Raw genomic sequence first — 19598 nt, forward strand, 5'->3', positions numbered from 1 at the left:
GCAGCCGGAAGGAAGGCGCGACGATGAAGGAAATGACAAGGCGGGTCACGGTGCCCGGCGGCGCTCTGGAGGTACGGCTCAAGGGCGGTACCGGCCCGGTGCTCGTATGCGTCCACTACTGGGGCGGCTCCGCCGGCACATGGAGCGAGGTGATCGGTCACCTTCCGCCGGAGCAGGCCACGGTCCGCTTCGACCAGCGCGGCTGGGGCACCGCGCGCGCCCTGCCCGGGCCCTACCACCTCGACCGGCTCGCCGACGACCTCGCGCGGGTGGTGGAGGAGTGCGTACCGGGTCCGTACGTTCTCGTCGGCCACTCGATGGGTGGCAAGGTGGCCCAACTCCTCGCCGCACGGCGGCCGTTGGGTCTCACCGGCCTGTTTCTGCTCGCGCCCGCGCCGGCCGAGCCTCCGGCCACCGTGACCGAGGAGTACCGGCGCGATCTGTCCCACGCCTACGACTCGCCCGAAGCCGTGCGGCACGCCCTGAACGACATACTGACCGCCACGCCCCTGCCCGGGGCGACGCTGGCCACCGCCGTACGCGACAGCCTCGCCGCAGGGCCGCAGGCCCGACAGGAGTGGCCGCTGCGCGGGATGGCGCGTGACATCTCCCGCGCTGTGCGTGACATCACCGTCCCGGTGACCGTCCTGGCCGGTGAGAGGGACGTGGTCGAGCCGGCACGCGTCCTGCGCGCGTGCCTCCTGCCGCACATCCCGCACGCGACCCTGCTCACCGTCCCCGGCGCCGGTCACCTCCTGCCCCTGGAGGCGCCGCACGCCGTCGCGGTGGCGCTGGCGGCCTTCGTCGAGCAGCTTCACGGGCGGGACGCGGGGCTCGGGAGCGGGCGAGTCACGCTCCCGTCGTAGGGGTGATCCCCCGCCGAGCCGATCGGATCCTCCTGGAGGCGGAGGGCGGCCCGCCCGCGCGGGGGAGAGGTCCCGGACGGGCGGACGACGCAACCGCGTGCCGGGCGATGACACCGTGGAGAGGTCGATCCGCGCCGTATGCCCGGGAGTTCATGATGTCGCGTCACTTCGCCCCGCCCGCGTGGGACGCCCAGATCGCCGCACCCCGATGGGCGGTGTGGGCGGCCTGGGTGACCGTGCTGTGCACCGTGCCCTCGTGTGTGTGGCGCCTGTCCCTCGGGTTCGGCGTGGACGTGGGGTTCACCGGACGGCTCGGGTCGCTCTACCGGGGGACCCCGATCATGGTCTACGTGCTGATCCTGTCGGTGCTCTCGCAGACGGCCGCCTGCCTCACGCTCGGTCTTGTGCGGCCCTGGGGCGAGCAAGTGCCGCGCTGGGTACCGTGGTTGGGGGGCCGCCGTATCCCGCCGCCGGCGGTGATCGTACCCGCCGCGCTGGGCGCGGTCGCGGCGGCGGCCCTGTGCGCGGCGGTCACGCTGGTGCCCGGCGGCCCGCTGGCCAACCCCGACTTCCCGCATGGAACAGCGGGCCTGATCATGGACATCTGTTACGCCCCCATGCTGGCCTGGGGTCCGTTGGTCGCCGTCCTCACCATCGCCTACGCCCGGCGCCGACGGGCCGGTGTGCTGACGGGCTCCTGAACGTCCGCGCGAACGCCACCGAGGGGCACGGCTCGAAGCGGTGCCACGGCGCCCGCGAGGCGTCGGATCCCGGGCCCGCGCCGCCCGTCCGCGCAAAGTGCCGAAAGTGCCACAGGAACCCCGCTCGCGGGCATAGTCTGCGGGAATTACCGCAGGCGGGCCGGGGTGAGGCGTGGTGCGGCGGAGGTGTCATGGGCGGGGACCCGCAGAGGTCGACAACGGTTGACGAGCGCGTACAGGACGAGCGCGCACGGGACGAGCGCGCACGGGACGAGCGCGCACGGGACGAGCGCGTACAGGACGGGACGGCGGTGCCGGATCCCTACGGGGAGCGGGCCCTGCTGACCCCGGCCATGACCGGGGGCCACGACGCCGTGCCCGCGCCGGACCGGGACCGGCTGCGGCGCTACCTGGAGGCGGTCGTCGTGGCCAGGACCGCGCCCGTGCACACCACCGTCGCCTTCAACGCCGTGTACTTCGGGTACGACCTCGGGGGCGATGGATACGGCGCGAGCCCGCTGCGCCCCGAGGACTTCCCCGTCATCGCCTTCGGCGAGCGAGCGCCCGTCCTCCCGGTCGGCGCGATGGTGTGCGTCGCCACCGGATCCGACCCGCTGTACGCCGAGATCGTCCACCGCGAGGGCGCCCACCCGCAGGCGGGCGCCCTCGGTGACACGCCGGCCTGGGTGTCGGGGGCACCCGCGGGAGCGGTGGGCCCGGGCAGGCCGGGGGAGGAGGCCGAGCCCCGGCGGCGCGAGCTCCTTGTCCCCGATCTCCACGCCTTCGGGCCGGCGCTGAGCCTGACCCCGGCGCAGCTCCACCGCCTACGCTCGCGCCGGCGCTGGATCAATGAGGACGGGCACGTCGTCGTCGACGTCTGCTACCCCTCCCCGGCGGCGGCCCGGCGCGACGACCTGTCGGCCTACGCGCACCATCTTTTGACCACCGCGCGGGAACAACTGCTCAGCCCCTACGTTCCCGTGTCCCTCGCCGCGCTGGTGGCGAGCCGGCGCGAGGACGACCTGCGCGCGGGACTGCTGGGGATCCTGGACACGGTGCGCGGCGTCCTCAACTCCAGCGCCGAGTTACGGACTTGGGGACACTACGCCATGGACCGGGCCTCACTCGCCGCCTGCTGGCGGGACACCGGACCGCTCGGCGGCGACGACCTCAGGTCCCTGGCGGCGGCGGTGGAGAACGCGGCGACCCCGGGCAGGCGGCGCTACGGCCTCACCGCGCCGGTCACCGTGTACACGGCGGTCGGACCCCGGCTCCGCGCCTTCCCCGGGACGAAGGACCTGCTCACGGGAGTGGGCTACGCCGCCGCCGTGTGCCGGGCGAACGTGGCGCTGGCGGACGTCGTCCAGGGCGACAGCGACCAAGGCCTGTTCGCCGGCGGCTCCCGGGTCACACTCGACGACGCCTTCGAGGGCGGAGGCGTATGGCGCTCCCACCACCCGGGCGACGCGGATCCGCCCGGCGACCCCCTGACCCCGGCCGGACGCGGCTGGGCGTCCACGCTGCCCGCGCCGCCCAGGAGCGCGCCGGACATGGAGCTCGATCCCGTCGACCTGCCGCTGGCCGACGACGCCCTGCTCGGCGCCGGTGAACTCCTGCGCCACGACGCGTACGGAACCGTCTGGCGCACACCTCTGCGCCTGGCCGACCTCATCGGCGGCCGGCTCCCCCTGCACCCGTACGTCGTCGAGGACCTGCGCCGCTCCCACGGTCCGCGCCCAGCGGTGCGCCTCGAACTCGCCCATGCGGGCGAGGAGCTGAAGGACGCGGAGGCCACGCAGGACGTCGTCGCCGGCCTCGGCGAGGAGGAGGGGCGGCTGACCGGCGTCGTGTGGCCCCCCGCCTTCTTCCCCGGCCTGGTGCTTGAGCTGCGCCACACCCGGGGCAGCGCCGTGATCCACCTCGCCACGACGCGGCTCCCGGAACGGGTGCGGGCCGGCGAGCGCGAGAGCGGACACTGTTACGACCCTCGCGTTCTGACCCGGGAGGACGCGCCCGGCAGCGACCGCCGAGGGGACAGCGCGGCCGGGCTCGGGCCACGGGAGCTGGTGATGCGCACGGTGCGCAGGTGCGGGCTTCTGACCCCGGACGGCCATGCCCTGATGGACCGGTCGGTGCTGCCGAGCGCCGCGTACGGGCGCCCACCGGCTCCAGCGCAGGCCGAGGCGTTGGCAGCCGCCTGCGCGGAACTGCTCGCCGAACGCGTCCTCGAACCGGCCACCGGCAGCAGGGACGCCTGGGGGCAGCCGCACTTCCCGGCGCGCGACCGGCAGCCCGTCATCCCCCTGATCGCCTACGTGCCGGTCCCACGCCGGGTGATACGGCCCTGGGGCGGCACGGACCCCGACCCGGACGGCGCGGCCCTCCTCGCGCTTCAGATCGTCTCCGGCCACCTGCGCCGCCTGCGGCCCGGATGCGCGCCGAGCGAAGGCCAGCGCGCGGCCTTCCGGGAGCACTGCCGGGCGCTCGGCAAGGCGGACGGCTGGGAACTGCCCCGGGGCTACACCTTCGTCACCGAGCACACGCGCGGCCGCTGACCGCGCGCCTCGCTCCCGCTCCCTCCTCACGTGCCCTACGAGCATCTTGGCCGGCAGAACCCACCACAGAAACGGAGTACGCGTACATGCCCGACCGCTATCACGTCGTGACGGGGCCGCCGTTGTCCCCTTCGCAGTCCTCACCCGGGGAACTGGAGGAACTGACGGATCTGGCCGCCGCCCTCAACGCCCTCACGTCCCCGGCGTCCTCCCTGGACGACCTGACCGTGGACATGGTGGAGCTCGCCTTCAACTCCCTGGCGCCGAAAGACCGCCAGCGGCTGCTGGGCCACCTGGGGATCCGGATGGCGGCTCCGCGCCGGGCCGGCGCCGCCCTGTGCCAGGACGTGCTGGCACGGATGCGGCGCGACGTCCGCCAGCACGCCTGTGGCAGCGGGGTCAGGGGACTCACGCAGACCGTGATCGACCAGGTCGCCGCGTACGCCGTCACGCCGGACGGCGCGCCCCCTGCCGACCCGGTGTCGCGGTGGGGCGCGACGCTGGTCAGGGCCGCGGTGCTCGCGTGGTGTGACGCCTCCGTCGCGCACGCGGGCATCCTGGCCTGGGCGGCCGAACAGGACTGGTTCACCGTGACGGCCGACGAGGACGAGAAGGTGCGGCTCGCGGCGGTCGGCGACGCGGCACGGGCGGTCGTCGCGGCGCACCCGGGCTTCGTGCCCGGGGCACGGCAAGAACAGGAGTCCGCGCCCATCGCGGCCCGGGGCGAGGCGCCCGGCGCGCAGGCCGACGACGAGGGCCGGAGCGGTCGGTCGGGCCCGGCCCACACGGCGAAAGAGCCGGAGGAGGCCTGCCGGGAGCTCGCGTCGGCCCTCACCCGCGCTCGCGGCGCGGCGCGGAACGTGACGGAGGCGGTCGCGGACGGGCGCCCGCCCAACGCGGGGGACGTGGCCGTGCTGGCCTCTCTGGGCGCCGCGTTCGACAGCGCGGACGCGACGCTGCGCGCGGCCGGGATCGAAAGCGTGCCGCGCCGCCTCGACGACATGACGCGCGCCGCCGCCGCGCACCGGGCGGCGCACGAACACGACCTCAGGACGCGGGAGCCGCTGCGCGAGCTGCTCGGTGTCACAGCCTGCCGTCCAAAGGGCCCCGCCGCCCCCGTCGCGGCGGCCGTTCGGGACGCGGCCCGCCGGCTGCTCGACCTGCCGGTGTGGGAACAGACCCAGCGCGACGAGTGCGCCGCGCTCACCGCACTGGCCCGGCTCATCCGGCTCGGCCGGCAACCGGACGCGGCGGTGGAGATCCTGGCCCTTCAGGCCCAGATCGTGCGAGGGATGCCCACGTGGGCCACGGCGGTGGTGATGGCCCCCGAACTGACCCTGGCGCAGGACCCGCCCGGACCGGCCCCCGCCGCGCCGCAGGCCCCCGCACCGCCTTCCGCGCGGTCGGCGGACGCCGCACATGAGCCGGCACGGGAGGAGAAGTCGCGTGCCGCTGAGCCCGACCGCCTGACGGAGACTGCGGACCGGGTGTCCGTTCCTGCGGCCGAGCGCGAAGAACCGGCTCAGGCGGCGGCGACGGGTCAACTGCCCTTGAGCGAGCCGGAGTTGGCGGACGATGTGGATCCGGAGCTCGTCCCGGCCGCTGTGGCCGCCACCCTCGCGCCCTCCCCCGACACGGCCCCCACCGTGAACGGACAGGCACCGCTCATCGCCCCGGGCGGCCCTGCCGATCCCCCTGCCGCCCCAGCCCCCACCCTCGACGGCTCCGCCCCCGAGCCCGCCGTCGCGCCGCGTGACCAGGGCAGCCAGCGCGACCGGGGCGACCGGCGCGCGTCCGCTCCCGGTGGCCTTGCCGCGACCCCTGCGGGCGACGACGCCGTGACCGAGGTCGAGCGGGTCCTTGCGCGGCTCGTCGTCGAGCGGCGCTTCGGGCTCGCCCACCACCTGGCGCGGGCCGCCGCCCACCCCGAGCCGCAGGTGGCGGCGCTCCGCCTGGCCGGCGCCGCGGCGCTGCTCACCTCCGGCGACAGCCAGGGCGCGCGGCTGGTCGCGAACGTGCTGCAACAGTACGGCGGACAGGCCGGCCCCGACGCCGAGGGCAGCGAACTCCTGCTGCTGCCCGCCCTGTTGCGTACCGCGCTGATCACCGGGGACCATCTGGCGGGTGCCCAGCTCAAGGCGCTGATGCCCCGGTTGCCCGAGCGGCTCGCCGAGGCCGCGACCGCCGTCGCGGACCGCGCGCTCAGCGGGGTGCTCATGATCGCCTCCCCGCTGGTCGTCATCGCCGACGTCTCCGAGACCGAGGCCAGGCTGCGCGAACTCGGGGAGCAGAGCAGCGCGTTGCTCGTGCCGCCGAGGCTCCGCTTCGCCCGTGCGACGGAGATCGCCAAGCGGTGGCTGGCCCCCGAGGGGGGCATGCTGGGCTCGCTCCTGACGACGGTGGTCCGCGATCGGCGTGACGCGGTGCCGGGGGTCGCCGAGCAGGTCGAACGCCTCTCGAAGCTGGCCGAGATCAACAACGAGATCGACCGCATGGACCGCAAGTACCGCTCCAGCGGCAAGCCTTTGCAGGGCGCCGGACGCCACGACCTGGTGCACCTCGTGGAACGGGCCGTCAGTCTGGCCAAGGAGTGGTGCCTCGCGGTCGAGGGGATCCGCCGGGGCGACCGCGTGGACGGCAACCGGGCGATCAAGGAGATCTCCTCCCTGCGCCGCTCGCTCCTGGACGGCGAGGAGGCGCTGCTCGCCGAGCTGGAACTGCTCGCACGGCGCTCGGGCGCGCTCGCCGCGGCGACCGCCTGGGCGGCCCGCGACTCGATGAAGGAGCTGTTCGCCCTGCTGTCCGGCGCCGGTGCGCCCCCGCGCTCCGGCGGTTCACTCGCCCCCGAGACGGTGCTCGACGCGGAGCTTTTGAAGGTCTGTGACACCACCGCCGAGCAGCCCGGCCTCGACCTGCTCCTCACCGCCGTCGACCGCACCTGGCAGGACGCCCTCGACGAGCGGTTGTCCCGCGACGCGTTCACCGCGGCCCGTACGATCGCCGAACTGGCGGGCCGCGGGCTGCTGCCCGGCGCGCCCGGCGGTGAGTTCACGGCGCCCGACCTCGCCGTGATCGACGAGCGGGAGGCCGCCCGGCGCGCCGGACTGCGCGGCCGGCACGACGAACTCGTCGCCGAGCTGCACCGCGCGCAGGCCGACGGCGCCGTCACGGACGACCAGGACCTGCGGCTCCAGGAACTGCTCGCCGACGCGCGTGACCGGCTCGACGGCGCCACCACGCGCGATCTGCGGAAGGTGCGCCGCGCCCTGGACACCGTGCGCGGTGACCTGCCCGAGTTCCGCCGGCAGGCGGCCGACCGCATCCGGGCGCGGCTCGACGCCCTCGACCTCACCGAGGACGGGCGCGCCCAGGTCCTGCGCCACCTGGACACCGGAGGCCTGGCCACCGCCGCCGACCTCGTCTACTTCCTGGAGATCGGCGAACCCGTACCGGAGATCGAGGGCAGCGAGCCCCATCTGACGGAGTTCTTCCCCGCGGTGCCCGCGGGCCTGCCCCGGGGCATCGACCGCGCCCTCGTGGGCCTGGTGCGCTCGGGCGCCAAGCATCCGACGCTCCCCGTACTCGACTACGGCGCTCTGTCCACCGACGAGGCCGCTCTGGCGGCCGACGCCCTCGACGGCTGGCGCGAGCTCGGCGCGACCGAACCCAAGGACCGTCTGGAGGTGTCGGGGCGACGCCAGCTGCCCCCGCTGCTCAAGCTCCTCGGCTACGACGCCAAGAGCGCGCGGCCGCTCGATGAGCGCTCGCCCAATCTGCGCCGGCGCGAGTACCGCTTCTTCGAGGCGACCGAGGTGGAGATCAACGGCCGGGCGAAGGCGCCCGCGTTCGGTTCGCAGATCCGTGAACAGGGCGGCACCCTACGGGTGTTGATGGTGTGGGGTCGCCCGCCGGCCAAGGTCGTCATGAGTCTCGCGGAGCGTGACACCAGCGGCGCGGGCCTCCTCGTCGCGTACTTCGGCACGCTGAGCCCCGAGGCGCGCGTGGAACTGGCCGTCGCCTCCGACCGGTTGCAGCCCCTGCTCGTCGTGGACGACGCCGCCCTGGCCTACCTCGCCGCCCAGGGCAACCGCCAGGTGAGCACCGCCACCCAGACCCTGCTGCCGTTCTGCGGTGTCAACCCGTACATCAGGGAGAAGCGCGGCCGGATCGGCGGCGAGATGTTCTACGGCCGTGACGCCGAACGCAAGTCCATCATCGACCCGCGCGGCACCCAGGTCATCTACGGGGGCCGGGGTCTTGGCAAGTCGGCCCTGCTCGCGGACGCGGGGGACAAGTTCGAGGAACAGCGCCCGGGCTACCACCAGGCGGTGTACGTGAACCTCGACCAGGAGAACATCGGCAAGGGCAGCTCGCTCGGTCCCGAAGCGCTCTGGAGCGTGCTCGACCGCAAGCTGACCGAGGCGGGGGTGCTGAGCCCCGCGCCCGGCCGCAGGTCCGCCAAGGACGTCGCCGTCATGTCCGAGCGCGTGCGCGCGGGCATCCGGGCCTGGACCGACGCGGATTCGCGCCGCCGGCTGCTGGTCCTGCTCGACGAGTGCGACCAGTTCTTCGAGGCGGACGCGCCCCGGTTCAACCAGACGAAGAAGCTCAAAGGTCTGGGGGACGACACCAAGGACCGGGCCAAGGTCGTCTTCGCCGGGCTGCACTCGGTGCAGCGCTTCGCCAAGCTCGCCAGCAACGGGCCGTTCGGCCATCTCGCGCAGACCCCGAAGGTGATCGGTCCGCTGGCCCCCCAGTTCGCCGCCTAGCTCCTGGTCGAGCCGATGCGCGCGCTCGGCTTCGAGTTCCAGGACATGGACCTGGTCAACCGGGTGCTCGGCTACTGCTCCTACCAGCCCTTCCTGCTCCAGATGTTCGGCCACCGGCTGGTGGAGCTGATGCACCGCAAGCGGGCGCGGCGCGGCGCCGAAGGGCCGCCGTACCCGGTGGAGCTCGCCGACATCGAGGTCGTGGAGTCGGACGCCGGCCTGCGTGACAGCATCTCGGCGGCGTTCAAGGACACCCTCAGCCTCGACCACCGCTATGACGTGATCGCCAACGTGCTGGCCTACCACGCCCGCCACCGGGGTCTGGAGGTGCGGCTCAGCGACATCGAACTGCGCGAGGAGTGCGAGACGTACTGGCGCAAGGGGTTCGAACAGCTCGACACCGAGGGCTTTCGCGCCTACCTCTCCGAAATGGTCGGCCTCGGCGTCCTCGCGCCCAACCACGACGGCCTCGGCTGGCATCTGCGCGGTCCCAACGCCCTGCGCATGATCGGCACGTCGAACGAGGTGGAGGCCCGCCTGCTGAGGGCAGAGGAGGAGTGCGAGCTGCAGGAGAGCATCGTGCAGGAAGGCCGCCCCGAGCTGTCCGACGGCCGCCCCGCGCCGCTCACCAACACCCAGCTGGACGACCTCCTGGGCCGGCGCTCCAACCAGACCAGGGTCGTTCTCGGCAGCCCCGCCACCGGCGTGGGGGACGTCGCCCACACCCTGCGGACGCTGACCGCGGGCATCGCCGGCTGGACGCTGCCCCCGGTCGGCAAGCCGAGCGCCTACAAGCAGGAGCTCACCGGCGGCCGGCCCCGGGAGCGGCGCGTAGTCATCAGCGACTTCGTCAACTACCGGGATCCGGTGCGCCCCGAGACCTGTCGCGAGGCGGTCGATCTCGCCCAGACGCTGCTGCCCCTGACGCCGGGGGTGGCCCGGGCGGTGGTCCTGGTCACCGACACCACGCAACTGGCCCTGTGGCGGCCCCTGTTGACTGGCGGCGAGGCCACGTCGGCCGTCCCGGTGGTACTGCGCCGCCACGACCGGCGCAGCCTGCGTGGATGGGCGCAGCGCGTCGACATGTTCCAGCGCGAGGACCGGCTCGACCGGCTGCGTGAGCTGTCGGGAGGCTGGCCGTGCCTGGTCGCCGAGGCCCACCGGTCGCACCGTGAACTGGGTGACCCCGACGAGGCGTTGCGCCGCCTGGCCGGTCTGCGCTCCGACCGGGCACGCGCCCACGCCTTCGCCACGGACACGGGCCTGTACGCGGACCCGTCCCTCGCCACCGGATACCGGGCGCTGGTGAAGGAGTACGAGGACGGATGGTTCGACTGGGAGAGCGGGATGACCGCGGTGGCGGTCGGGGGCGAGGTCGACGAGGAGGAGGCGCGGTGGATCGTGACCTGCCTGGACGCCCTCCAGGTCTTCGACCACGAAGGCGCCCAGCTGCGCCTCGAACCGCTGCTGCGCGCGTGCGTGGCGCTGCACGGCTGAGGGATACGGTGCGGATCGGCCCGCCGGGGCGATCGGACGGGGGAGCGATGACCGAGGACATACCGGGCGGCGGCTGGGCGGGCGCGGCCTCGGCCGAGGTGGAGCGACTGCGGGCGGACGGGCGCTGGTCGCCGGGCGCGGCCACCTCGCTGGAAGTGCTGGGCCGGCCGGCGGGACGTCACCTCGGTCGCCGGGCGCACCTGGCGGATGAGGTTCGCGCACTCCGGGACGCTGCGTGGTGGCCGGGCGGTGCGCATGGAGGACATCTTCGACACCGTGGTGCTCCACCGCCTCATCGAGAGCTGAACTCCCGAACGGCTCGGGGTCACTTGTAGCACCACCGATGGGCGCCGGTGGTATCTCTACACCTTCCTGCGCCGTTCCGACTCAATGATCGGGCGAATGGATCAGGCCGCCAAACGCCGGGGCTATTCCCAGCCCGCCGTCAGCTACCAGATCCAACGCCTCGAACGGGCCCTGGGCGCCCGGCTGTTCGGCCGGTACTGCACAGGAGCCGGGCTCACTCGTGAGGGCCGCATGATCCTGCCTTCGGCGCGGGCCATGCTCACCCTCTTCGAAAGCATCAAGAGCGTCGCCGGCGTCCGAGCGCGGCGCGTGGCCGGGCTCCGGCCTTGCGGACACGGACTCCGGCGAACGCGCCGACCCCGGCCGGGGCACGCGTCGCCCGCCCCACCGGGACGCGTTCCGGCCACCCCGGCCGAAGGGACCCGGCCGGGGAACGGGCCGGAACGAGCCACCCTGACTCAAGATCAACTACTGCTCGCGCCGCGCGATCTACGATGCGGACGGATTCGCCGTACGTACTCGAACAGAAGGCAGGACCGCGTTGAACGACAGGACCGCGAACGACAAGCGAGTAGTCATCGTGACCGGTGCGGGCTCCGGCATCGGGGAGGCGACCGCCCGCCTGCTCCGTGAGGGCGGGCACCCCGTGATCGCCGCCGGACGCCGGGACGAACCGCTGCGGCGTCTCGAAAGCGAGACCGGCGCCCTGGCGCACCCCTGCGACGTGGGCACGCCCGAGGCCGCCGAGGGCCTGGTGCGCGCCGCCCTCGACGCCCATGGGCGTATCGACGGCATCGTGCTCAACGCGGGCATCGGGCGCGGCGGTACGGTCGGCGACCTGTCGATGGCGGACTGGGACGAGGTCATGCGGACCAACGTCACCGGCCCCCTGCTTCTGCTCCGCGCCGCGCTGCCGCACCTGCTGGAGTCCCGGGGCGCCGTGGTCTCCGTCGCGTCGGTCTCCGCGCTGCTCAACGGGCGTGGCAACGCGCCGTACGCCGTCTCCAAGTCCGCCCTGCTGCAACTGGCCCGTTCCGTCGCCGTCGACTACGGGCGCCAGGGGGTGCGCTCCAACATCGTGTGTCCCAGCTGGGTACGGAGCGAGATGGCCGACCGGCGCATGACGCGTTTCGCCCAGGAAGCGGGCCTGACGGGCGAGGGCGAGGACGGCGGCAGGGAGGCGGCCTACGCGCAGGCGACCAGTCTGCTGCCCCTGGGCCGGCCGGCCGACCCGAGGGAGGTCGCCGAGACGATCACCTGGCTGCTCTCCCCGGCCTCCTCCTTCGTGAACGGCGCGGTGCTCACCGTCGACGGCGGCGCCACCGCGCTGGACCCCGGCACCTTCGCGTTCGACTTCCAGTTCACGCCCCGCGACGCGGCGGGACTCTGACCCCGGCCCCTGCGCGCCTCCAACAGAGCTCGACTCATGGGCTGTTGGGCCGCGGTCAGTGCCGCGCCGCCTCGAAGCGGTCCGCCGAGCCGGCGCCGGGGGCGGACCGGGACACCGAGGGCCACAGCCGCGCGATCGCGAGCAACGTCACCGTGCTGCCGCGGTCCATGCCCGGCAGCGGGCACGGCGCGGACGGCTGTGCGCCGCCGAGCTTGGCCCGCCGCGCCTGGTCGAGGGCTCCGGCGAGCGCGGCCGCCGCGAGCCGGTCCTCGCGCGTCCCGGCGCGGCGGGCCCGGCACAGCGCCTGCTCATAGGCGTCGGGCCGGACGTACTGCTGGAGTTCCAGCATCGCGTCGTACGTCTCGATGGTCTGGCGGTGGGCCTGGAGCGCCAGGGGAGAGCGCGGCCACAGCACATCCTGGATCCGGCGGCGCTGCGGCTCGGTCAGCGTCACCTGGGGCACCGCGACGACCAGATCGCGCCACAGTGGCCACAGCCGCCACGTCGTCCGCAGCGACGACACCCAGCGCGCGAGCCCGCTTGCGGTCGGCACGAGCAGCGAGGCCGCGCGGAAGAGGCCGTGGACGCTGATGACCAGGGACAGATAGGGCAGCGTACCGGGGGTGTGGAAGCACAGATTGAAGAGGTAGCCGCACCAGAACACGATGGCCAGGACGCTGCCGGCCGCGAAGAGCCGCAGCGACCACACGAGGTCACGGTCGTCCGCGCGCCGGCTGTAGTCCCAGCAGACGACGACGGCGACGGCGTCACCGAGCAGATGGGCGGCGACGAGAATCAGCCAGTACAGGGTCGAGGGGTCGGCGGGCCCCTGGAGGTCCATCTGTGAGCCCGACTGGTCGATGCCGAAACGGTCGAGCACGAGCAGCGATCCCATCGCCGCCGCGAGCCCCACGATCACCGTGCCCCGCAGCCGCCGCGAGCGCGTGGTGTCGACGACGAAGAGCAGGACCAGGCCGGCGCTCAGCACGCCCAGCACATTGCGGGTCAGCGACACCGGATGGGCGCCGGCCCCGGCGGACATGAGCCACTGGTCGACCCTGGGCTGGAACAGCGTGATGGCGGTGGTCGCGGCGAAGACGGTGAGCCAGAGCCCGCGCTGGGCCGGGCGGCGCAGCGCGGGCGCCGCCCGCCAGATCAGGGCGGTCCACAGCACGAGGACCGAGCACAGGCCGACGGCCTCCTCCAGCTCATTCAGCACCGTCGACCGCCAGCCCGAGGAAAGCGCCGAGCCGGCCCATGGGCCCTGCCAGACGGCTGGGTTTGCCGGCGCTCTGGATCAGGCTGGCGATCATCTCCGCCTCCTGTTCCTCCTGGGTGCTGTAACTGCTCCGGGCCATGAGGCGTCTGACGAGCTGTGGCTGAAGATCGCCGGTTCCCGGGCCTGCCAGGTCACCGGCCCGGGCGGCCACGTCCCTGCGGTGATCGCACAGTACGTGGCCGATCTCGTGCAGGATGATGTGCTCCCGGTGCAGGGGCGCGGTCCTGGCCTCGTAGAAGATGTAATCGGCCGCGTCCGTGCCCAGCCAGAGCCCGCAGACTCCGCTCAGCGCGGCCTCCTCTGGCAGTTCCCTCAGCACCAGGGGCCGGCCCCTGAGCTCTTCCACCCGGGCGCGGACGGCGTCGAAGGGGAGGGACCGCTCCACGCCGAGATCACGCAGGATCGCGATGCACCTGCGTTGCAGCTCCTCGTATGCGCCGGTTGTCCGCACTTCTCCTCCGCCACCTTCCACGATCGCCGGGGACAGCACGCTGGAAGGGCGCTCTCCTCCTGCACAAACCAGTCACCGCCGGGCCTCCGGGCCGGCCGGGAGCGCGCGGGTGCGGCCGGGCGCCGTGCCCCGGTGGCCCGCCGACGGGCAGGCCCGCGGACGAGTCGTGCCCCCGTGTGGAGCGGCATCGGACCGCCCCCGACGCCCCGCTCCATGCCACCCCAGCCTAATGAGCCGTTCGCGCCACCGAACGTATGAGCCGTGTCCCGCGTGGTTGTTTGGCGCAAAGTCGCCGTCCGGTTCCGGGGCGCCGACGACGGTGTCCCGCCCCGGCCACCGGCGCGGAACCGGGCGGTCCGCACGCGCCGCCGCCCGCCCCCGGCTGTGGGCCGAAGGCGGGCGGCGGGCAGGTGGGTGGCGCGATCAGACGAGGTCGAACCGGTCCAGGTTCATGACCTTGTCCCACGCCTTGACGAAGTCCCGCACGAACTTCTCCTTCGCGTCGTCGCTCGCGTAGACCTCCGCGACCGCGCGCAGCTCGGAGTTGGAGCCGAAGACCAGGTCGGCGCGGGTGCCCGTCCACTTGACGTCGCCCGAGGCGTCACGGCCCTCGAACGTCGACTCGTCCGACGACGTCGACTTCCACGTCGTGCCCAGGTCGAGCAGGTTGACGAAGAAGTCATTGGTCAGCGAGCCCGGGTTCTCGGTGAAGACGCCGTGGCCCGACTGCTGGTGGTTGGCGCCGAGCACGCGCAGACCGCCGACGAGAACGGTCATCTCGGGGGCGCTGAGCGTCAGCAGGCTGGCGCGGTCGAGCAGCAGGTACTCGGCCGGCAGGCGATTGCCCTTGCCCAGGTAGTTGCGGAACCCGTCGGCGCTCGGCTCGAGCGCGGCGAAGGACTCCACGTCCGTCTGCTCCTGCGAGGCGTCCACGCGGCCCGGCGTGAAGGGGACCTCGATCGCGGTGCCGCCGTCCTTCGCGGCCTTCTCGACACCGGCCGCGCCGGCCAGCACGATCAGGTCGGCGAGGGAGATCTGCTTGCCGCCGCTCTGCGCGGAATTGAACGAGGACTGGATGCCCTCGAGCGTCCGCAGGACCGTCGCGAGCTCGTCGGGCTCGTTGACCTCCCAGCCGAGCTGCGGCTGGAGGCGGATGCGGGCGCCGTTGGCGCCGCCGCGCTTGTCGCTGCCCCGGAACGACGACGCGGAGGCCCACGCCGTCGACACCAGCTGGGAGACCGTGAGGCCCGAGGCCAGCACCTGCTCCTTGAGGGAGGCGATGTCCTGGGCGTCGACGAGCTCGTACGTCCGCGCCGGCAGCGGGTCCTGCCAGATCAGTTCCTCGGACGGCACCTCGGGACCGAGGTAGCGCACGACGGGGCCCATGTCGCGGTGGGTCAGCTTGAACCAGGCGCGGGCGAACGCGTCCGCGAACTCCTGAGGGTTCTCCAGGAAGCGCCGCGAGATCTGCTCGTACGCCGGGTCGAAGCGCAGCGAGAGGTCGGTGGTCAGCATCGTGGGGGCGTGCTTCTTGGCCGGGTCGAAGGCGTCCGGCACGGTGTCCGAGCCCGCGCCGTCCTTCGGCCGCCACTGGTGGGCGCCGGCGGGGCTCTTGAACAGCTCCCACTCGTAGCCGAAAAGGATCTCGAAGAAGCTGTTGTCCCAGGTGGTCGGCGTGTTGGTCCAGATGCCTTCGAGGCCGCTGGTGATCGCGTCCGGGCCGACACCGGTGCCGTGGGTGTTCTTCCAGCCGAGGCCCTGCTGCTCGAGCGAGGCGGCCTCGGGGTCGTTGCCCACCGACTCGGCGGGGCCCGCGCCGTGCGTCTTGCCGAAGGTGTGACCGCCCGCGATCAGGGCGACGGTCTCCTCGTCGTTCATCGCCATCCGGCGGAACGTCTCGCGGATGTCGCGCGCGGCGGCGATGGGGTCGGGGTTGCCGTTGGGGCCCTCGGGGTTGACGTAGATGAGGCCCATCTGGACCGCGCCGAGCGGGTTCTCCAGCTCACGGTCGCCGGTGTAGCGCTTGTCGTCGAGCCAGTTGGTCTCGGGGCCCCAGTACACGTCCTCGTCGGGCTCCCAGACGTCCTCGCGGCCGCCGCCGAAGCCGAAGGTTCTCAAAGCCCATCGTCTCCAGGGCGACATTGCCGGTGAGGACCAGCAGGTCGGCCCAGGAAAGGCTCTGGCCGTACTTCTTCTTCACCGGCCACAGCAGCCGGCGGGCCTTGTCCAGGCTCACGTTGTCCGGCCAGCTGTTGAGCGGGGCGAACCGCTGCTGGCCGGCGCCGGCGCCGCCGCGGCCGTCGCTGATGCGGTACGTGCCCGCGCTGTGCCAGGCCATACGGACCATGAGCGGGCCGTAGTTGCCGAAGTCGGCGGGCCACCAGTCCTGCGAGTCCGTGAGCAGCGCGGCGATGTCGCGCTTGACCGCGGGCAGGTCCAGGGACTTGAAGGCCTCGGCGTAGTCGAAGTCCTCATCGAGCGGGTTGGACACGGCGGTGTTCTTGGCGAGGATCTTCACATTGAGCCGCTCCGGCCACCACTGGCGGTTTCCGCCGCCCTGCGTCGGGTGCGGGGCGCGCTCATGCGCGACCGGGCAGCCGCCTGTGCCCTCCGTCTTGGCATCGGTGACGATTGCATCGGGGTTCTCGGACATGGCAATCCTTCTTGGCTCGGTGGATCACATTGCTCAGGAACTGAGGGCGGTGAGAGGGCCGGGGCGCGGGGTGGCCGGGCCGGGCGGGGACGCCGCGTCGCGGACGGCGCGGTGGGCAGACGGGGCTGCGTACACGGCTCGCGAAAGCGTACGGCCCACATGATCACGCGCCCGGAAAGGCGGCGCGGCGGTCGCGAGGAGACCGCCCGAGGGGGCAGCGCCCGGCGGCGCGCGGCGGACGGCACGCGGCCGGGAGCCGGTGCTCCGCGCCGTCGCGGCGACGATGCCCGATCACGAAGTCTCCAGATGGTGTGTCGCGTTGGTGCTGTGCTGCGTCCTTCTTGACCCTAGGCTAGCGCCGGTATCGATCCTACGATGGACTCAATCCAAGTCAAGAAGTCCACCAAGCCCATATTCCCTCGGGCCGCGCGCACCCGGCGCGTCCCTCGGGCCGCACCCCGAAACCCCCATCCCGACCCGTGGACAGGTGAACCTGCATGAGCGACCTGGTCGATCGGCTGCGAGGGCGCGGCTGGCGGATGACGTCCCAGCGGCGCGTCGTCGCGGAGGTCCTGAGCGGCGAGCACGTCCATCTGACGGCCGACGAGGTGCACGTCCGCGCCGCCCGGATCCTGCCCGAGATCTCCCGGGCGACCGTCTACAACACGCTGGGCGAGCTGGTCGTACTGGGCGAGATCATGGAAGTCTCCACCGACGGCCGCGCCAAGCGTTACGACCCGAACGCCCACCGCCCCCACCAGCACCTGGTGTGCTCGGGCTGCGGAACCATCCGCGACGTCCACCCGACCGGCGACCCCCTGGCCGGTCTGCCCGCCGAGGAACGCTTCGGTTTCACCCTCTCGGGGGCCGACGTCACCTACCGGGGGCTGTGCCCGTCCTGCGCCTGACGGCGGCGCCCGCGCGCCCCAGCCCGGCCGGCCCCCGGGCGAATGAGTCATGACCGACACTCCCGCAGCCGTGTCGAAGTTGGGCTGAACGGGTGAGCGGCGTCATCATGGCCGGATGCAGATACAGCACGTGGGCGAGGTGGTCCGGTGAGCAGGTACGACGTCACCGACGAACAGTGGGAGGGCCTCGCCCAGGTCGTTCCCCTGCGCGGCCGCAACGAATGGCCGTCCAGAGTCGACCACCAGACCATCCCCGGGGACTACGCGACCGTCGAACAGCGGCGCTTCGTCGTCCTGCGGGTGCAGATCTTCGCCGACGCCCGTGAAGTGGCCGAATACCTCATGGCCCAGATCCCGGTCCTGCTCGACCTGACCGGCGCCGACCCCGAAGTCGCCAAGCGCATCCTCGACTTCAGCACGGGGGTCGTCTTCGGCCTCGGCAGCGCGATGCACCGCGTCGACCGCAACGTCTTCCTGCTCGCCCCGGCCGGCACGGAGGTCGAAGGCATCGCGGCGGCCGCCGTCCCCTGACCCGGCCCCGTCTCCGCCACCTCCCCAAGGACCGTCCCGCACCGCCGCGCCGTCCCTCATTCGTAGGAAGGCCGCCGAGGCGGAACGGTTCGTCAGTTTTCGGGCTGCGTACGGTCCCAGCCATGACCACCACCCGTGACGAAACCGGCCGCCCCGATCGACCCACCGTCACCGAGCTGCGGCTCTCGGCGTTCAGGGCGCACCGCGGCACGGCCATCGCGCTTGGCCCCCTCACCCTGGTCACAGGGCCGAGCGGCAGCGGCAAGTCCAGCGTCCTCGAAGCGTTCGAGGCCTTGGCCAGGCTCGGCTCGGGCGCGGCGCTCGGATCGGTCTTCCGCGACCCGGCCGGCTGTGTGCCCGAACGCGCCGGTGCCGACGCGCAGGGCCGCCGGGGCTTCCGCGTCGGCTGCACGGTGGACGGTCCCGCAGGACCCGTACGCCTCGACCTCGCCGTCCAGGCCGAACCCGAACTGCGCATCGTGGGCGAGCGGTTGACGAGCCGGGGGCAGACCCTTCTGAGCACCGCGCTGCGCGACCCGGGGCGCTCCACCGTCCAGGCGGCCTGGCACACCGCGGGCGCGGTCCCGGTCACCCGCGCGCCCCTGCCCGACGACCGCCTGGGCACCGCGCTGCTGCCCCTGCGCGTCGCGGGCAAGACGGAGGGACAGCGGCAGGTCCTGGCCGCCGCCGAGCAAGTCGTCCTCGCCCTGCGCTCGGTGTTCCCCTGCGACCCCCAGCCCCAGCACATGCGCGAGCCGGTGGCGCCCCTGCGGGGGGCCGGCGGCGGCCGGCTCAGGCGCGGCTGCGACAACCTCGCCGAGGTCCTGCTGCGCACCCGTACCGAATGCGCCATCCGCCACGGCCGTCTTGTCGCCGCGGCCCGGGCGGGCTGCCGGGGCCCCGTCACCGGCCTGACCACCGAAGAGCTCGCCGACGGCACGTTACGAGCCGTCCTGGTGCGCGGCGCCCACCTGCACGGCACCCCCGTCGGGCGCCTCGGCGAGGGCGAACTGCGCTATCTCGCCCTCGCCCTGGTCCTGCTCACAGGTCCCGGCGTCCTCGCCGTGGACCCCGTCGCCGAAGTCCCCGGGGCCATGCAGACCCTGACCGTCCTCGCCGACGGCCTCGACCGGGCGCTCGACCCCCGGCAGGCCCGCGAACTGCTCACGCTGGCGGCCGAGATGTGCGCGCGGGGCCATCTGCGGCTGCTCGCCGCCGTCGGCGACGCGGCCGGCGCCCGTGAGGCCGGGGCGACAGTGGTAGACCTGCGACCGTGAACCGACTCGACCTGACGGCCCTGCAACGCAGGCTCGCCGCCTTCGCCGCCGCCCGCGACTGGGGGCCCTACCACACCCCGAAGAACCTGGCCGCCGCGCTCAGCGTCGAGGCCGCCGAACTGCTCGAAATCTTCCAGTGGCTCACCCCCGAACAGTCGAAGGCGGTGATGAGCGACCCGGACACCGCCCACCGCGTCAGCGACGAGGTCGCCGACGTCCTCGCCTATCTGCTCCAGTTCTGCGACGTCCTCGGCATCGATGTCCTCGCGGCGCTCGCCGCCAAGATCGACCGCAATGAACTCCGTTTCCCCGTCCCCGGAGCGGCCACCGCCCAACCCAACGTCCCGTCGGACACGGAGAGTCACACTTTCGAGTGACCGGGATACTCACAATCGCCTTGCTGTGCACAGATTTC

The 19598-nt window shown here is 73.2% G+C and carries 13 protein-coding genes and 1 pseudogene; 11 read left to right on the forward strand and 3 right to left on the reverse strand.

Annotated elements, in window-relative coordinates:
- Nucleotides 1-32: 32 nt before the first annotated feature.
- The 7 genes from ABR738_RS30515 to ABR738_RS30545 all read left to right on the forward strand — a co-directional run bounded on the left by ABR738_RS30515 (nt 33) and on the right by ABR738_RS30545 (nt 12084).
- On the forward strand, nt 33-866 hold the full coding sequence (locus ABR738_RS30515; RefSeq protein WP_502964255.1) for an alpha/beta fold hydrolase: 834 nt from the start codon (nt 33-35) through the stop codon (nt 864-866).
- Nucleotides 867-1018: 152 nt separating this feature from the next.
- Complete coding sequence (locus ABR738_RS30520) at nt 1019-1567, forward strand: hypothetical protein (RefSeq protein WP_350233157.1); 549 nt, start codon at nt 1019-1021, stop codon at nt 1565-1567.
- Nucleotides 1568-1758: 191 nt separating this feature from the next.
- Nucleotides 1759-4122, forward strand: coding sequence for a hypothetical protein (locus ABR738_RS30525; RefSeq protein WP_350233158.1), 2364 nt, complete (start codon nt 1759-1761; stop codon nt 4120-4122).
- An 86-nt stretch (nt 4123-4208) separates the two neighbouring features.
- On the forward strand, nt 4209-8891 hold the full coding sequence (locus tag ABR738_RS30530; protein ID WP_350233159.1) for a hypothetical protein: 4683 nt from the start codon (nt 4209-4211) through the stop codon (nt 8889-8891).
- Between the two features lie 15 nt (nt 8892-8906).
- Nucleotides 8907-10388, forward strand: a complete 1482-nt coding sequence (locus ABR738_RS30535) for a hypothetical protein (protein ID WP_350233160.1) — start codon at nt 8907-8909, stop codon at nt 10386-10388.
- A 402-nt stretch (nt 10389-10790) separates the two neighbouring features.
- Entirely contained in the window at nt 10791-11327 is a 537-nt protein-coding gene (locus ABR738_RS30540) for a LysR family transcriptional regulator (RefSeq protein WP_350233161.1), read from the forward strand.
- A complete protein-coding gene (locus tag ABR738_RS30545) occupies nt 11236-12084 on the forward strand; it encodes an SDR family NAD(P)-dependent oxidoreductase (RefSeq protein WP_350233162.1) in 849 nt (282 codons plus the stop codon). Before ABR738_RS30540 ends, ABR738_RS30545 begins: the two co-directional genes overlap by 92 nt.
- 55 nt (nt 12085-12139) lie before the next feature.
- Here the strand turns inward: ABR738_RS30545 and ABR738_RS30550 are convergent, their stop codons facing one another.
- From ABR738_RS30550 to katG, 3 genes and pseudogenes are all read right to left on the reverse strand, one after another.
- Complete coding sequence (locus ABR738_RS30550) at nt 12140-13303, reverse strand: MAB_1171c family putative transporter (protein WP_350233163.1); 1164 nt, start codon at nt 13301-13303, stop codon at nt 12140-12142.
- The gene (locus tag ABR738_RS30555; RefSeq protein ID WP_350233164.1) at nt 13293-13814 is read right to left on the reverse strand and encodes a regulator component; all 522 of its coding nucleotides are present in this window, start codon (nt 13812-13814) and stop codon (nt 13293-13295) included. Before ABR738_RS30555 ends, ABR738_RS30550 begins: the two co-directional genes overlap by 11 nt.
- Before the next feature lie 423 nt (nt 13815-14237).
- Nucleotides 14238-16467: pseudogene (gene katG / locus ABR738_RS30560) on the reverse strand (catalase/peroxidase HPI).
- Between the two features lie 497 nt (nt 16468-16964).
- Here katG and ABR738_RS30565 point away from each other — a divergent pair.
- The 4 genes from ABR738_RS30565 (at nt 16965) to ABR738_RS30580 (ending at nt 19560) form a co-directional block, all read left to right on the forward strand.
- Entirely contained in the window at nt 16965-17375 is a 411-nt protein-coding gene (locus tag ABR738_RS30565) for a Fur family transcriptional regulator (RefSeq protein ID WP_350233165.1), read from the forward strand.
- Nucleotides 17376-17522: 147 nt separating this feature from the next.
- Complete coding sequence (locus ABR738_RS30570; protein ID WP_350233166.1) at nt 17523-17906, forward strand: cell division protein SepF; 384 nt, start codon at nt 17523-17525, stop codon at nt 17904-17906.
- Between the two features lie 122 nt (nt 17907-18028).
- Nucleotides 18029-19183 (forward strand): AAA family ATPase, encoded by a 1155-nt coding sequence (locus tag ABR738_RS30575; protein ID WP_350233167.1) that lies wholly within the window; start codon nt 18029-18031, stop codon nt 19181-19183.
- Nucleotides 19180-19560 (forward strand): nucleotide pyrophosphohydrolase, encoded by a 381-nt coding sequence (locus tag ABR738_RS30580; protein WP_350233168.1) that lies wholly within the window; start codon nt 19180-19182, stop codon nt 19558-19560. Before ABR738_RS30575 ends, ABR738_RS30580 begins: the two co-directional genes overlap by 4 nt.
- The last annotated feature ends 38 nt before the right edge of the window (nt 19561-19598 follow it).

Origin of the sequence: Streptomyces sp. Edi4, assembly GCF_040253615.1 — a bacterium.
Lineage (GTDB): Bacteria > Actinomycetota > Actinomycetes > Streptomycetales > Streptomycetaceae > Streptomyces.

Coding starts and splice junctions, on each gene's coding strand:
- ABR738_RS30515 (WP_502964255.1), top strand. CDS start 33: ATGACAAGGCGGGTCACGGTGCCCGGCGGCGCTCTGGAGGTACGGCTC.
- ABR738_RS30520 (WP_350233157.1), top strand. CDS start 1,019: ATGATGTCGCGTCACTTCGCCCCGCCCGCGTGGGACGCCCAGATCGCC.
- ABR738_RS30525 (WP_350233158.1), top strand. CDS start 1,759: ATGGGCGGGGACCCGCAGAGGTCGACAACGGTTGACGAGCGCGTACAG.
- ABR738_RS30530 (WP_350233159.1), top strand. CDS start 4,209: ATGCCCGACCGCTATCACGTCGTGACGGGGCCGCCGTTGTCCCCTTCG.
- ABR738_RS30535 (WP_350233160.1), top strand. CDS start 8,907: ATGCGCGCGCTCGGCTTCGAGTTCCAGGACATGGACCTGGTCAACCGG.
- ABR738_RS30540 (WP_350233161.1), top strand. CDS start 10,791: ATGGATCAGGCCGCCAAACGCCGGGGCTATTCCCAGCCCGCCGTCAGC.
- ABR738_RS30565 (WP_350233165.1), top strand. CDS start 16,965: ATGAGCGACCTGGTCGATCGGCTGCGAGGGCGCGGCTGGCGGATGACG.
- ABR738_RS30575 (WP_350233167.1), top strand. CDS start 18,029: ATGACCACCACCCGTGACGAAACCGGCCGCCCCGATCGACCCACCGTC.